Source organism: Kitasatospora sp. NPDC057512 (assembly GCF_042802135.1).
Classification (GTDB): Bacteria; Actinomycetota; Actinomycetes; order Streptomycetales; family Streptomycetaceae; genus Kitasatospora.
The window spans coordinates 1-14,872 of the sequence record NZ_JBHVET010000128.1 but is presented as its reverse complement, the minus strand read 5'-3'; the positions used below and the strand labels follow the sequence as shown (position 1 = coordinate 14,872).

Here is a 14,872-nt window from a genome sequence, read left to right as displayed (position 1 = left end):
GGCTCGGGCAGCGGCCAGGGCAGGGCGGCCCGGTCGACCTTGCCGGAGGTGCGGGTGGGCAGGGTCCCGACGGTCGCCAGCAGCGGCACGAGGGCGGCGGGCAGCTCGGCGCGCAGCCGCTCGACGGCCTGCTCGCGGTCGAAGCCGTCCTGGACCACCAGGTAGCCGACCAGCAGCTGGTTGCCGCCGCGCGCGGTCCGGACGGCGGCCGCCGCGCCCGCCACGCCCGGCAGGGCCTGCAGGGCCGCGTCGACCTCGCCGAGCTCGATCCGGCGGCCGCCCAGCTTGATCTGCTCGTCGGTGCGGCCGAGGAACAGCAGGCCGGCCGGGTCCGCCTGGACCAGGTCGCCGCTGCGGTAGGCGCGCTCCCAGCCCAGCGAGGGCAGCGGCGCGTACTTCTCGGCGTCCTTCTCCGGGTCGAGGTAGCGCGCCAGGCCCACCCCGCCGATCACCAGCTGCCCGGTGCCGCCGGGGGCGACCGGCAGGCCGGCCTCGTCCACCACGGCGAGGTCCCAGCCGTCCAGCGGCAGGCCGATCCGCACCGGGCCCTCGCCGGTCAGCAGGGCGGCGCAGGCGACCACGGTGGCCTCGGTGGGGCCGTAGGTGTTCCACAGCTCGCGGCCCTCGGTGACCAGGCGCTGCACCAGCTCGGGCGGGCAGGCCTCGCCGCCGAAGATCAGCAGCCGCACCTCGTTGAGGGCCTCGGCCGGCCACAGCGCGGCCAGGGTCGGAACGGTGGAGACCACGGTGATCTCCTGCTCGGCCAGCCACGGGCCGAGGTCGGCGCCGCTGCGCACCTGGGAGCGGGGGACCGGCACCAGGCAGGCGCCGTGCCGCCAGGCCAGCCACATCTCCTCGCAGGAGGCGTCGAAGGCCACCGAGAGGCCGGCCATCACCCGGTCGCCGGGGCCGATCGGCTCGTCCTGGAGGAAGAGCGCGGCCTCGGCGTCCACGAAGGCGGCGGCGTTGTGGTGGGTGACGGCCACGCCCTTGGGCTTGCCGGTCGACCCGGAGGTGAAGATGATCCACGCGTCGTCGGCGGGAGTGGGGCGGCGCTCCAGGGCGGGAGCGCGCTCGCCGGTGGTCGCCAGGCCGCGCCCGGCGCCGAGCACGGCGGCGACGGCGGCCTCGCCGAAGACCAGCTCGGCGCGCTCGTCCGGGTCCTCGGCGTCCACCGGGACGTAGGCGGCCCCGGCGGCGAGCACCGCGAGGATCGAGACGTACAGGTCGTTGGTGCCGGAGGGCACGCGCACGCCGACCCGGTCGCCCGGGCCGATCCCGGCGGCGGCCAGTCGGCGGCGCAGCTGCTCGACCTCGGCGGCCAGCGCGCGGTAGCTGAGCACGGTGTGCCCGTCGTCCAGGGCGGGCTCGTCGGGGTGGGCGGACACGGTGGCGTCCAGCACGTCGACGAGGGTGCGCGGGGCGGCGGCCGGGCGGCCGGGGAACAGGGCGAGGGCCGGCTCGGGCCGGGGGACCGGCTCCTGTGCGGGCTCGGTGTGGGGTGTGGGCCCCTGGGCGGGTTCGGCCTGGGGCGTCGGCCCCTGCGGTGGCGTGGGGTACTGCTCCGGGTGGCTCGGTTCAGCTGTCATGGCAGCCGTGCGCTCCTCGTCCTCGCCCCGTTCCGACCGATGCCCGGCCCCTGGGGCGGTGGGGGCACCGCCTGATCGGGTGACCCCACTCCGGGGCCGGAGCGGACAACCCGACCGATGGTAGACCCGGGGCGGCGACCCGGCAGGAGCGGACACACGGCCCAACTGGCGCCGGAGTGGCCGAATCTGACGCATCATCAGTCAGTAACTGAGGCCTGTCGGAATTGATGTGACGAGGTGTCAGTGAAATTGACGGATCGTCAGGTCGATTTTTCGACCGTGATCCACACCACAGCGAATGCTGCTCCCTTCGGGTGGCGGGCCGTCGGCGGGCCGGGCTTTGCGCTCCGGTCCCTTCGGTTCGGTCCCCTCGCTCCGGCCCCTTCGGCCCGGCCCCGGGCCCGCCGTACGGCCCGGCGGTCAGCGGAACCGGTGCAGGTTCTCGTCGAGGAAGGCCTCCAGGGTGCGCGGAGCGCGTCCGGCGAGGCGGAGGAAGGTGTCGTCCGGCGTCTCCTTGCGGACCACCGCGAGCTGCTGGATCTCCACCACGTGGGTGGCCAGCCAGTCCGGCATCCCGGCCCGGCCGACCAGGTGGGCGTGCAGTTCGGACGGGCTCAGGTCGAGGTAGCGGACCGGTCGGCCGAGCAGCTCGCCCAGCAGTGCGGTGAGCTCCGGGTGGCTGTAGGCCCGCCCGCCGGTGAGCGGATAGGTGCCGCCGGCCAGCTCGGGGCGGGTGAGCACCTCGGCCGCGGCGTCCCCGATGTCCCGGGCGTCCACGTAGTTGCAGCGCGCCTGCCCCAGCGCGCCGTGCACCACCCCGGCGGCGGCGATGCCGGGCGCCAGGAGCAGCAGCTTCTGCATGAACGCGTACGGCCGCAGGACGGTGGCGGTGATGCCGGAGGAGCGCAGCCGCTCCTCGATCAGGTGGTGGCCGCGGGAGACGGCGACGGGGGAGTCCGGCTCGGCGGCGGGTGCGGAGACCTTGACGATGTGCTCCACGCCGCAGTCGAGTGCCGCCTCGATCGCGTTCAGCTCGTACCGGACCTGCTGCGGGCCGTTGGCCATGGTGAGGAGGAGCTGGTGCGCGCCGCGGAAGGCCGCGCGCAGGGAGGCCGGGTCGGCGGCGTCCGCCGGGAGGGTGGCCGTCCGGGCGAGGGTGCGCTCGTCGAGCGCGGCGGCCAGCCGGGCGGGCTCGCGGCTGAGGGCGCGGCTCGGTGCGCCGAGGGCGGCGAGGCTGCGCAGGGTGGCGCCGCCGGTGGTGCCACCGGCGCCCATGATGACGATCATGACGTCTGCCTTTCGGGGAGGGGTGCGGTGGGGAGCCGGTGCTGTGCGGTGCGGGCCGGGCGGCTGCCGCGCCAGTGCCAGGTGGTGATGGTGGCGGCGATCGCCGAGGAGACCGGCAGGTCGAGCGGGAGCCGGTGCGGCCACGGGCTGTCGGCCAGCCCGGGGACCTGCGGCAGCCAGCGGGCGGCGGCGAGGCCGACGGCCAGGCCGAGCGCGGCTCCGGCCAGGCCGAGGGCGGCGGCCGCGAGTGCGCGCGGGGTCCGGGCGGGCCGGGTGCGGACGGGGCGGCGGCGCAGTGCGGCGCCCAGTGCGGCGGCCACCAGGGCGGAGGTGCCGCCGATGGTGGTGAGCGCGGCGGCCACCAGCTGGGCTTGGCCGGTGACGGCTCCGCCGGTCCCGGCCATGGCGGCGGGCATGGCGTACGCGAGCAGGACCTCGCGCCACAGGACGAAGGGTGGGGGAGCGCCAGGGGCCTTCTTGCTCATCGGATCGGGCTTCCTCTCGTTGGTAGTTAGGTGCCTAAGTATTTGTGCTTAGGTGCCTAACTATTGGGGCTGAAGGGAGGCGGGCCACCGTCCGGCGGCCTGCCTGGGTGCGGATCAGTCCTCGGTGAGCGCGTCCATGCCCGCGACCACCCGGGCCAGCAGGTCCAGGAAGGTGGCGCGCTCCTCGATGGAGAGCCCCCCGACCAGCGCCTGCATCCGGGCGAAGTGCTCGGGTGCCAGCTCCCGCAGTCGGTCGGCGCCCCGCGCGGTGAGGATCACCACGTTGCCGCGGCCGTCCTCGGTGGACGGCCGGCGGGCCACCAGACCCTCCCGCTCCAGGCCGTCGACCAGGCCGGTCACGGTCGCCCGGGAGACGCCGAGGCTCGCGGCGAGCTGGGAGGGCGACTTCTCGCCGCCGTGGTCCTCCAGGTCCGCCAGCAGCCGGTAGCGGCCGGTGGAGAGGCCGAAGCGGCCGAAGTGCACCTCGCCGGCCTGGTTGATCCGGGCCCCCGCCGCCATCAGCCGGGCCGCGACCAGAACCGCCTGCGGATCGGCCGAGAGGCCGTAGCGGGCGATCTGACGGCGCGCCTGGTCGAGGCTGGGGGCGGCGGGGCCGCCCTCGGAGTACTGGATCACGAGAAGTAATATGGCGCCTAACCTGATTCCGGGTCAAGCGGGGCCATGGACTTGTGCCTAAGCGGCACGCGGAGCGATCCGCGGCGGCGTCCAGTCGGCGTGCCGCAGGACCGTCCGGACCATCGCGCCGGGCGGGGTGAGCCGGATCGCGGCGTTGCGCAGGCCGACCGCCAGCGGGTGGGCGAGCTGCTGGCCCATCCGGCCGGCCCGGCGGGCGTCCCGGGCCACGGTCTGGCTGCGCGGACGGCGGGCCGCGTCGTACCGGGCGAGCGCGCCCTCGACCGTCCGGGCCTCGGCGAGCGCCGCCGCCAGGGTCACCGCGTCCTCCAGTGCCTGGCAGGCGCCCTGGCCGAGGTGGGGCGTCATGGCGTGCGCCGCGTCGCCGAGCAGTGCGACCCGCCCCGAGACGTAGGACGGCAGTGGGGTGGTCAGCTCGTTGATGTCGTGGTGCAGCACCGCCTCCGGCCGGGTCGCGGCCAGCAGCGAGGGGATCGGCTCGTGCCAGGGCGCGAAGCGGCGGCGGACCTCGGCCAGCGGGTCCCGGTAGCGGACCCCGGCCGGGGCGTTCAGGACCGCGTGCCACTCGGCGGTGCCGTCCGGGAAGGCGATGTGGCCGAACTCGGCGCCGTGTCCCCAGGTGATCTCGAAGTCGGCCTTCAGTCCGTCGACCGGGCGCTCGGTGATCGCCCGGAGCACCGTCGAGCCGCTGTAGACCGGCCCGGGGTGGTCGGGGAAGAGGCGGCGCCGGAGCCGGCTGTTGATGCCGTCGGCCGCGACCAGGAGGTCGGCCTCCAGGAAGTCGGCTTCCAGGACGTCGGCTTCCAGGACGTCGGCCTTGAGGCGGTTGGCCTGCTGGGGGTCGGTCGCCGGGGAAGTGGTGCCGCCGAACCCGGCCCGGACCCGGAACGGCCGGGTGGTGTCCAGCTCGGTCACCTCGGCGCCGACGACCAGGGACTCGGCGGGCAGCGCCTCGCGCAGGATGCGGTGCAGGGCCGCGCGGGGGATCCCGACGATCGGGGCGCCCAGCTCGCGTTCCAGCGCCGCACCGTCCATCGCGGCGAGCCGGCGGCCGTCCGGCGTCCGGGTGCCGCCGGTGTACTGGCGGCGGGCGGCCGCCTCGACGGCCTCGCCGACCCCCAGGGCGGCGAGCGCGCGCATCCCGTTGGCGGCCAGCGAGATGCCGGCGCCCGCATCGTCCAGGACGGCCGCCCGCTCGACCACGGTCACGTCCCACCCCGCCAGTCGGAGCCCGATCGCGGCCGCCAGTCCGCCGATGCCGCCCCCGACCACCACCGCGCTGCTGCTGCTCATGCCCGGTCCTTCCCGTGTTGCCGCGCTGCTTTCTACATCTGTAGAAGGAGCGTACTACGGGGCTCTCGGCAGGTGGACGGGGTGGGGGCGGGACTGCCCGGGCAGTGGGCTTGTCGGGGCGGCGGCTGGCGACTGGCGGCTGGCGGTCGGCGACCGGCGACCGGCGGTCGGCCCGGACCGAGGTGGTGCGCGCCGGGCGCCGTGGCCCCGGTAGAAAGGAGGGATGCGGCGACACGAGGACCAGAAGCGGGACGATGCGGGGCGGCCGGACCGCCGGACGGTGTTGGCGGACGCCGCGATCGGGGTGCTGGCCGACCTCGGGGTGCGTGGGCTGACCCACCGGGCGGTCGACGCGGCGGCCGGGCTGCCGGTCGGAACCACCTCGGCCTACCTGCGGACCAGGCAGGCGCTGCTCACCGCGCTGGTGCGGCGGCTGGTGGAGCTGGACCAGGGCGAGCTGCATGCCATGGGGGAGCAGGTGCCGGTCCGTTCGGCTTCGGAACTGGCCGACGGCATCGCCGAGTTGACGCGGCGGCGACTGTCCGGCGACGGGCGGCGGCGCTCGCTGGCCCGGTACGCCTGCGCGGTGGAGAGCGTGCGCGATCCCGAGCTGCGCGAGATCCTCGTGCCGCGGGAGAACGCGGGGCGCGCCGCCGTCCGCGCGTTCCTCGCCGACCAGGGCGTGACCGATCCCGACGGGCGGACCGCCACGCTGCTGGCCTGCGTCGACGGCCTGGTCTTCGAGCACCTGGTGGGTGGTGGCGAGCCCGGGGCCGATGCGATCCAGGGACTGGTGGCGGCCGCCCTGCGGGGAGCGGCCGCGAGCTGAGGCGTGCCGGGCCGGGCCGGTCCTCGCCGACGCGAGCCGGGCCGCTCCGATCGCCCGGAACCACCTCCGTCCACCGGCCGCCGGGCATCGGAGGGGAGCGTTGCGTCGCGCCCTCGATGCCGATTGCGCAATAGCGGGGTGCCCGGAGCGTTCGGCCGCGCGGGAAATCCGCACCCCCGGTCGGCCGCGCTCGCCCCCCGCCGGAAGCCTCCCGCCCCCCACCGAACCCGGACGGCCGACGGCTGATCGGCGACTCCGGATGACGCCGTCTCAGGTCAATCAACCGTCAAGTTGGTTCATTCACAGAATATTTAGCGATGGGTCGCATGACAGGTGGATGATTTACGCCGCTCCCAGGTCTTCCCACGGAGATCTCCGACTGACAGGCTGGGGCCGCCCTTTCAGTACGGAGGAGGTTCCTTGTCCCGCATATCCACGCTGGCCGGAGCGGTCACCTGCGCTCTCGCACTTGTCACCGGCACCGCCGCGGCCGCTTCGGCAGCGCCTATTGACCAGACCCCGAGCCTGGCCGAGGCGAAGGTCGATCCCGTCGCCTGGACGCCGTGCAACCCCGACCCGACCAAGCCGGACCCCGGCATCTACGACTGTGCCGTCTACCCCGTGCCGCTGGACTACGACAAGCCGTCGGGTGAGAAGGTCGGCATCGCGATGATGCGGCGGCGGGCGAGCGACCCGTCGAAGCGGATCGGCTCGCTGTTCCTCAACCCCGGCGGCCCGGGCGGCAGTGGCTACCTGTGGGCGACGACCGCCCGCTTCGGCACCGAGGTGCAGTCCAGGTTCGACCTGGTCGGCTTCGACCCGCGCGGCGTGGCCCGGAGCAACCCGCTCAAGTGCTTCAAGACCCAGGAGGACGCCGACGCGGTCACCAACCGCATGGTCGGCGTGCCGGTCACCAAGGCCGAGATCAACGAGACGCTGGACGCGGACCAGGACTACACCGACGCGTGCAGCAAGAACGCCGGCCCGCTGATCGAGCACATGTCGACCATCAACGTGGTGCGCGACCTCGACCGGATGCGCCGCGCCGTCGGCGACTCCCAGCTCACCTTCGCCGGGTTCTCCTACGGCACCCTGATCGGTTCGACGTACGCCAACATGTACCCGAACAAGGTCCGCGCGATCATCGTCGACGGCAACGTGGACCCGAACCTGCGGCTGCACAACGGCCTGGAGTACGACCGCCAGCGGGCGAACGGCTTCGAGCTGGCCTTGGACGAGTTCCTCAAGCGCTGCCAGACCGCCGGCGCCCCGCGCTGCGCCTTCGGCGAGGGTGACACCCGGGCCAAGTTCGACCAGCTTCGCGACCACCTGCGGACCAGCCCGATCACGCTGCCGAACGGCTCCAAGGTGACGCTGAGCAGCTTCACCGGCGAGGTGGCCAGCGCCCTGTACTCGCAGGCCAAGCTGGCCCCGCTGGCCAAGTCCCTCCAGGCGACCTACCAGGTGTTCCAGAAGCCGGCCGCGGCCGCCCTGCTGGCCCCGCAGGCGAACGTCTCGGACGAGGACGCCAACCTGCTCTCGGTGGACGTCCCGCGGACGGCGCTGCGGGAGGCCCCGGTCGACTCCGAGTACACCGCGGACGACTCCTACCTGGCCGTCAACTGCCAGGACAAGCCGTACCCCTCCAACGACCGGGTGTTCGCGAACGCGGCCAAGGCCTGGGAGAAGGAGATGCCGACCTTCGGCCGCTACCAGGCCTTCGACGCGCCCGCGTGCGCGAGCTGGCCGGCCCCGGCCCGGGACGCCGAGCGCTTCTCCGGCCCGTGGAACAAGAAGACCTCCAACACCGTGATGGTGATCGGCAACCTCTACGACCCGGCCACCCAGTACAAGTTCGCCCAGCGGATGCAGCAGGAGCTGGGCAACGCGGTGCTGGTCAGTGTCGACTCGATCGAGCACTGCGCGGTGGGCCGCAGCCAGGCGCTGAACAAGATGGTCACCCGCTACCTGGTCGACGGCACCGCGCCGGCGGCCGGCCAGCTGCTGAAGCCGGACGCGGAGATCTTCCCGGCGGTCTGACGGAACGGCCCCCGGTGACCCGGGGGAGGAGTTGACGGTCGTGGTGGTCGGCGATGCTGCCGGCCACCACGACCGTGCTTTCCGGGCGAGTTCCCGGAGGGCCGGGAGGGCCCGGAGAATGCGCGGACGAATCGTCATCGAACCTCCCGTGGAGCGGATTCCTGCGAGTTGTCGGCGACCATAGCCCATGCCACTGACAATGGGATTCCGGTGCCAGGATGACGGTCAAGGCCCGGGTGGACCAGCAGAAATGACGTACTGTCACACTTTCCATTAACCGATTCCCGTGGCCGGATATCCGTGTTAGCGTGCGGGCCGCCGGCTTCTCTCGGACTCGGGAAAGTGGGGACGGAACATGCGGTACGAATTCTCCCGGCGGGGATTCCTGGGCGGTGCCGGCGCGGCGGCCGCCGGGATCACCGCCGCCTCCACGGGCGCGGCGGCGGCCGAGGGCGCGCGCCGGGAGCTGCCGAAGGGGCGCTCCGTGCTGCCCGGCGACCCCCGCTACCAGACCCTCGCCCAGGGCTTCAACCAGCGGTGGAGCAGCAGTCCCGCCTACATCCGGCTGGTGGGCGACGAGGCCGACGCGGTCGCCGAGGTGAACCGCGCGCTGGACGGCGGGCTACGGCCGACGGTCCGCGGCGGCGGGCACTGCTACGAGGGTTTCGTCGACAACGACCGGGGCGTCATCCTCGACCTCAGTACGATGCGCGGCGTCGCCGCCTCGACCGACAAGTTCGGCCGGCCCGCCTACAGCGTCGACGGTGGCGCGACCAACTGGGACGTCTACACCACGCTGTTCCGCGAGTACGCCGTCACCCTGCCCGCCGGTTCCTGCTACTCGGTCGGCGCGGGCGGGCACGTCTGCGGCGGCGGGTACGGCCTGCTCTCCCGGCGGCACGGGCTCACCGTGGACCACCTCGTCCAGGTCGACGTGGTCACCGTCCGGGGCGGTCGGGCGGTGGTGACGAAGGCGCACCGCGAGGACGCGCAGGGCTCGCCCGAACAGGACCTCTTCTGGGCCCACACCGGCGGCGGGGGCGGGAACTTCGGGGTGGTGCTGCGGTACCACTTCGCGCCGGACGTGCCCCAGCCGCCGCACCGGGTCTGGCTGAGCAGCGTGGCCTGGCCCTGGGCCGAACTGCTCCGGCGGCCGGCCGACTTCGAGACCCTGGTGGCCAACTTCGGCGCCTTCATGGCCGAGCACAGCGGCCCGGGGGAGGCGGTGTACCAGGGGCTGTTCGCCATCCTCAAGCTCACCCACCACTCCAACGGGAACGTCGTCCTGTTCAGCCAGTGGGACGGGGAGGATCCGGCCCCGCTCGACGCCTTCGTGGCAGCCGTCGAACAGGGGATGACGACGCGCCCGGTGGTGCAGACCCGCTCGGCCGGCGGGCTGTTCCTGCCCTACCCGGACAAGCGGCGCCGGATGCCGTGGTTCCAGGCGACCATGACGCTCAACCCCTCGGGAGACAACGAGCGGGGCAAGCACAAGTCGGCCTACCACCGGGAGCCGTTCGCCCCGGCGCAGATCGCCGCCTTCTGGGACTGGCTGGTGCGGGACGTCGAGGGCGCGGACCTCTCGAACACGGTGGTCCAGATCGACTCCTACGGCTGCCGGATCAACACCCGCCGCCCCGAGGAGACGGCCGTCCCGCAGCGCGACTCGATCATGAAGCTGCAGTACCAGACGCACTGGACGGACCCGGCCGAGGACGAGAAGCACCTCGCCTACCTGAGCGGGCTGTACCGCGACGTCTACCGGGAGACGGGCGGTGTCCCGGAGGTCGACACCGCGACGGACGGCGCCTACGTCAACTACCCGGACACCGACCTGGGCACCGCCGACCAGCCCGACCCGGACTACCCGCGCCTCTACTACAAGGGCAACTATCCGCGGCTGCAACGCACCAAGGCCTACTGGGACGGGGAGGAGGTGTTCCACCACGCCCAATCGATCACCCCGGCCAAGCCCTGAGCCCGAACGCCGACGCCCCACGGGTGTGGGGAGGCACCCCGCATCCCCACACCCGTACAGCGGGCCCGTCACGCACACCCGGGACTCACCCCCGGACGGCCCCCGGAGCTACCCCGGACCAACCCCGGGGCCCCGGCCCCGTCCCGCTAGGCGGCCTGCTCCGCCCCCTCCTCGACGATCCGTCCGTCCCGGACCTCGATCACCCGGTCGGCGAGCCCCATCAGCGTCGGGTCGTGGGTGGCGACCAGCACCGTGACGCCCTCGCTGCGCACCACCGCGCGCAGCAGCTCCATGATCGAGCGGCCGGTCTCGGAGTCCAGCTGACCGGTCGGCTCGTCGGCGATGATCAGGCTGGGCTGGTTGGCCAGCGCGCGGGCGATGGCGACGCGCTGCTGCTGGCCGCCGGAGAGCTCGCCGGGGCGCTGGTTGGCGTGGTCGGCGAGGCCGACCAGGGCGAGGAGGGTGTGGGCGCGCTCCTCGCGCTCGGCGGCCGGGGCCTTGCGCAGCCGCAGGGGCACGCCGACGTTCTCGGCGGCGGTGAGCATCGGGATCAGCCCGAAGGACTGGAAGACGAAGCCGATCCGCTCCCGCCGCAGGGCGAGCCGGCCGTCCTCGTCCAGCGAGGCGAGGTCGATGCCGTCCAGCGCGATGCTGCCGCCGGTCGGCGCGTCCAGGCCGCCGACCAGGTTCAGCAGGGTGGTCTTGCCGGAGCCGGACCGGCCCTTGAGCGCGGCGAGTTCACCACGGCCGACGGTGAACGAGACGCCGCGCAGGGCGTGCACGGTCCGCTCGCCGGTGCCGAAGCTCCGGCGGAGGTCGGTGACGGCCACCATCGGCTGGGTGGTGGTCTCGGCGGTGGCGGCCTGAGGCTGCGTCATGCGGCGTCCCCCTGTGGGCGTGGCGGCCCGGTTCCATCCGGGTCCCGTCCGGTTCTACGGATATGAGTGCTCCGGCGGTTCACGTTCCCGGGCGGGAATCCGAAGAAGTCGGTGTCCCGGGCCAAAGGAGTGCGCCGAAGCCGGATTTGTGAGGTGTTCATGGCATTTCAAGCAGGGCATCCCCGGCCGGGATGCTACCAATGAAAGGAATTTGCTCACTGCTTACTTGATTCGCGCAAGTCCCTTCCGTTCCTGGATCGAATCTGACAGCATCGTCCGCTATCCGGCGACCGATAGCCGGTGATCAATGCGCCGGTGTGCCCGCGGTGTGTCCATCTGTGACCGATCTGTACGCGGATCGGCACTCGGATCGGACCGACGAGCGGGGCCCGGGGATGCAACCGGGGACGTAAGTCCGGGGGAGGAACCTGATGCTCGGCTTCGTCGTGCGCCGACTGCGCGGACGAGTGCCGCTGGCTGCCGCCGTCCTGCTCGCGGTGCTGATCACCACATCCGTGCTGACCGCCTTGGTCGCCTTCAACAGCAGTGTCGGCGAGGCCGGCCTGCGACAGGCGCTCCAAGGGCCCGGTCACGCCCGGACCACGGTGACGGTGACCGGCGAGCACGGGCTTGACCAGCGGACGAAGGACGAGGAGGCGCTCGCCTCCTACCGGCAGAAGCTCTTCGGCGACCTGCCCGTGCACACCGACAGCGTGATGCGCAGCCGCTCCTACAGCCTGCCCGGCTCCGGGGCCGCGGCCAACGGCACTGCGCCGAACGGCACTGCGGCGAACGGCAACCCGGCCAACGCCAACCCAACGACCGGCAGCCCGGCCAACGGCCCCGCGGCGAACGGCACCGGCGCAGCCGGCGCCTCCGCCGGCCAGGCCCCCGGCGCCCAGCTCGACCTGACGGTCCTCGCCGACCTCGACCGCGGCCGGGTCCAACTGGTGGCCGGCGCCTGGCCGGGCGCCGCCACCGGGCCGGTCCGGTCCGCCGCCCCGGAGGCCGCCGTCCCGCAGAGCCTGCTGCGCCGGCTCGGCCTGACCGAGCAGGCCCTGCCCGCCGAGGTCCGGCTCGTCGACCGGAACGACAGCAAGCCGCTGACCGTCCGGATCACCGGCGTCTACCGCGCCACCGACCCGGCGGCCCCGTACTGGCGGATCGACCCGGTCGGCGGCCACGAGATCGAGGTCGCCGGCTTCACCACCTTCGGCCCGATGATGGTGGACCAGAGCGCCTTCACCACGGCCGGCCTGGTCCAGAGCAGCCGCGGCTGGTCGCTGGACGCCGACTTCTCCGGCGTCGACCGGGCCGCCGCACAGGCCGTCGGCGACCGCGCCCAGCGTCTCTCCGACGAGCTGCGGACCTCCGGTTCGCTCGCCGCGAAGACCGAACTGCCCGACATCATGCGCGAGTTGTCCGACAGCATGGTGGTCGCCCGGTCCACCCTGCTGATCGGCGCCCTCCAGCTGGCGGTGCTCGCCGCGGCGGCCCTGCTGCTGGTCGTCCACCTGATCGCCGCGCGGCAGGAGTCCGAGAACGAGATGCTCGCCGCGCGCGGCGCCTCGGCCGTCAGGCTCGGCTCCTTCACCGCCCTGGAGTCGCTGCTGCTGGCCCTGCCCGCGGCGGTGTTCGCGCCGCTGCTGACCCCGTTCCTGGTCCGCGCGCTGGCCGGCCTCGGCAGCGCCCACCAGGTCGCCCTGGACACCGGCATCAGCTGGTCGCTCTGGCCGGTGGCCGTGGTCTGCGCGTTCGCCTGCATCCTGCTGGCCACCGTGCCGAGCGTGGTGCGCGGCGTCGGTGCCGCCCTGCGCCGCCGGGCCGGCCGCCGCCAGGCCGTGGTCTCCGGCGTCGCCCGCAACGGCGGCGACATCGCCGTGCTCGCCCTGGCCGCGCTCGCCTACCAGCAGCTCGACCAGTACGGCGGCGGGCTGTCCCCCGACTCCACCGGCCGGCTCGACGTGGACCTGCTGCTGGTCGCCACCCCGACCCTCGCCCTGTGCGCCGGCACCCTGGTGGTGCTGCGGCTGCTGCCGGTCGTCGCCCGGCTCGGCGCCCGCGCGGCGGCCCGGGGCAGCGGCCTCGGCCCCGCCATGGTCGGCTGGCAGCTGGCCCGCCGACCCGGCCGCGCCACCGGTCCCGTCCTGCTGCTCGTCATGGCCGTGGCCACCGGCGTCCTGGCGCTCGGTCAGCACGCCACCTGGACCGCCTCCCAGCGCGACCAGGCGGCCTTCGCCACCGCCGGCGGCCTGCGCATCTCCGGCTCGCACAACGCGCCGATGGGTCAGGGCGGCCGCTACGGCAGCCTGCCCGGCGGCGACCGGCTGGTCGCGGTGGTGCGCGACGAGCAGCCGCTGCAGGGCGGCTCCGGCCAGCTGATGGCCGTGGACGCCGCCGCCTTCGCCGAACGCGTCCCGGTCCGCTCCGACCTGCTCGACGGCCGCACCGGCACGGAGCTCTTCGGCTCGCTCGCCTCCCCCGCCCCCGCCGGCATCCCGCTGCCCGGCAGCCCGCTGCGGATCGACGCGGACATCGCGGTGAGCCAGCAGGAGCCGAAGAACCCGCGGTTCACCAGCGTCCCGGTCCAGCCCGAGGTCCGGCTGCTGCTGCGCGACCGCTTCGGCCTGGTCCACAAGGTCCCGTTCGGCGAGCTCCCGGTGAACGGGCAGGTGCGCTCCTCGATCCGGCTCGGCGCGCTGGTCGACGCCCCGGTGGGCTCGGTCGCCGCCCCGCTGACCGTGGTCGGTGCGAACGTCGCCTTCGGCGACCGCAGCGAGGGCGAGGTCACCCTGCGGAACCTGACCGTCTCGGACACCGCCGACGGACCGTCCACCGCCGTCCCGGTGCCCTCCGGGGCCGGCTGGACCATCAAGCCGCCGGAGTCCCGCAACGGCGCGGGTGGCTCGCCGGTGGCCGCGCTCGCCTCCGAAGCGGCCGCCGCCGACAGCCTGTTCACGGTCCGCTACCACCCCGCGGGCGGCATCGGAGACCCGATCCGCGCGGTGCTGAGCCCGACCGGGGCGCCCCTGCCGGCCGCCGTCAACGGCGTCGCCACCCACGACTACCTGAAGTCCGTCGGCGCCTCGGTCGGTGACACCCTCCAGGTGCCGTTCAGCGGGGTCGTCGTCCCGGTCAAGGTGACCGGCGCGGTCGAGGCCCTCCCGGTGGCCGGCCGGCGGGCGCTCCTGCTGGACCTCGGCTCGGTCGCCCGGATGCTGTCCGTCCAGGACCGCAACCTGCCGTCCCGCACCGAGTGGTGGCTGCCCGCCACGGGGCCGGGCGACCGCACCCCGACCGAGGCCGCCGCCGCCCTGCGCGGCGCACCCGGCAGCCAGGACCTCGCGCTCTACGAGGAGGTCTCCGAGGGCCTCCTCGGCGACCCGGTCGGCGCCGCCCCGCAGAGCGCGCTGATGGCCATCGCGATCGTCACCGCCGTGCTCGCCGCGATCGGCTTCGCCGCCGCGGTGGCCGGCTCGGCGCACGAGCGCTCCCGGGACTCCGCGCTGCTGCTCGCCCTGGGCGCCCCGCGCAAGCAGGTCACCCGGACCGTCGCCGCCGAGAACGCGGTACTGGTCGGCCTGGGCGGAGTCGTCGGCCTCGCCCTCGGAGCCCTGCTCGTCCGGCTGATCGTGCCCTTCGTGGTGCTGACCCCGGCGGCCCGCCGCCCGGTGCCGGAGGCCCTGGTCGAGCTGCCGTTCGGTCAGGCACTGCTGTTCGCGGGCGCGATCGCCGTCGTCCCGCTGCTGTCGGCCTTCCTGATCGGGCGCCGGCGTCGAGACGTGGCCGCGCGGCTGCGCCACGTGGAGGAGATGTGACCACCAAGGCCGGCACCACCG

Annotated in this window: 10 protein-coding genes; 4 read left to right on the top strand and 6 right to left on the bottom strand. The window is 74.0% G+C overall.

All coding sequences use genetic code 11. The features are described from left to right. The 5 genes from ACFU6K_RS11815 to ACFU6K_RS11795 form a co-directional block, all read right to left on the bottom strand. A partial coding sequence (locus ACFU6K_RS11815; RefSeq protein WP_380662403.1) for an amino acid adenylation domain-containing protein occupies positions 1-1,589 on the bottom strand: 1,589 nt, incomplete at its 3' end. A 420-nt stretch (positions 1,590-2,009) separates the two neighbouring features. Beyond that, complete coding sequence (locus ACFU6K_RS11810; RefSeq protein ID WP_380662402.1) at positions 2,010-2,876, bottom strand: NmrA family NAD(P)-binding protein; 867 nt, start codon at positions 2,874-2,876, stop codon at positions 2,010-2,012. Beyond that, the gene (locus ACFU6K_RS11805) at positions 2,873-3,361 is read right to left on the bottom strand and encodes a hypothetical protein (RefSeq protein WP_380662401.1); all 489 of its coding nucleotides are present in this window, start codon (positions 3,359-3,361) and stop codon (positions 2,873-2,875) included. The genes ACFU6K_RS11810 and ACFU6K_RS11805 overlap by 4 nt, the downstream gene beginning before the upstream one ends. Positions 3,362-3,475: 114 nt before the next feature. Further along, complete coding sequence (locus ACFU6K_RS11800; RefSeq protein WP_380662400.1) at positions 3,476-3,997, bottom strand: MarR family winged helix-turn-helix transcriptional regulator; 522 nt, start codon at positions 3,995-3,997, stop codon at positions 3,476-3,478. 57 nt (positions 3,998-4,054) lie between these two features. After that, positions 4,055-5,308, bottom strand: coding sequence for an FAD-dependent monooxygenase (locus tag ACFU6K_RS11795; RefSeq protein WP_380662399.1), 1,254 nt, complete (start codon positions 5,306-5,308; stop codon positions 4,055-4,057). A 223-nt stretch (positions 5,309-5,531) separates the two neighbouring features. Here ACFU6K_RS11795 and ACFU6K_RS11790 point away from each other — a divergent pair, with 223 nt between their 5' ends. From ACFU6K_RS11790 to ACFU6K_RS11780, 3 genes are all read left to right on the top strand, one after another. Further along, positions 5,532-6,137 (top strand): TetR/AcrR family transcriptional regulator, encoded by a 606-nt coding sequence (locus tag ACFU6K_RS11790; protein WP_380662398.1) that lies wholly within the window; start codon positions 5,532-5,534, stop codon positions 6,135-6,137. 420 nt (positions 6,138-6,557) lie between these two features. Further along, entirely contained in the window at positions 6,558-8,177 is a 1,620-nt protein-coding gene (locus tag ACFU6K_RS11785) for an alpha/beta hydrolase (protein ID WP_380662397.1), read from the top strand. A 355-nt stretch (positions 8,178-8,532) separates the two neighbouring features. Further along, positions 8,533-10,155 (top strand): FAD-dependent oxidoreductase, encoded by a 1,623-nt coding sequence (locus ACFU6K_RS11780; protein WP_380662396.1) that lies wholly within the window; start codon positions 8,533-8,535, stop codon positions 10,153-10,155. A 146-nt stretch (positions 10,156-10,301) separates the two neighbouring features. Here the strand turns inward: ACFU6K_RS11780 and ACFU6K_RS11775 are convergent, their stop codons facing one another. Next, the gene (locus ACFU6K_RS11775; protein ID WP_380662395.1) at positions 10,302-11,033 is read right to left on the bottom strand and encodes an ABC transporter ATP-binding protein; all 732 of its coding nucleotides are present in this window, start codon (positions 11,031-11,033) and stop codon (positions 10,302-10,304) included. Positions 11,034-11,464: 431 nt separating this feature from the next. Here ACFU6K_RS11775 and ACFU6K_RS11770 point away from each other — a divergent pair, with 431 nt between their 5' ends. Next, on the top strand, positions 11,465-14,851 hold the full coding sequence (locus tag ACFU6K_RS11770; protein ID WP_380662394.1) for an FtsX-like permease family protein: 3,387 nt from the start codon (positions 11,465-11,467) through the stop codon (positions 14,849-14,851). Positions 14,852-14,872: the final 21 nt, after the last annotated feature.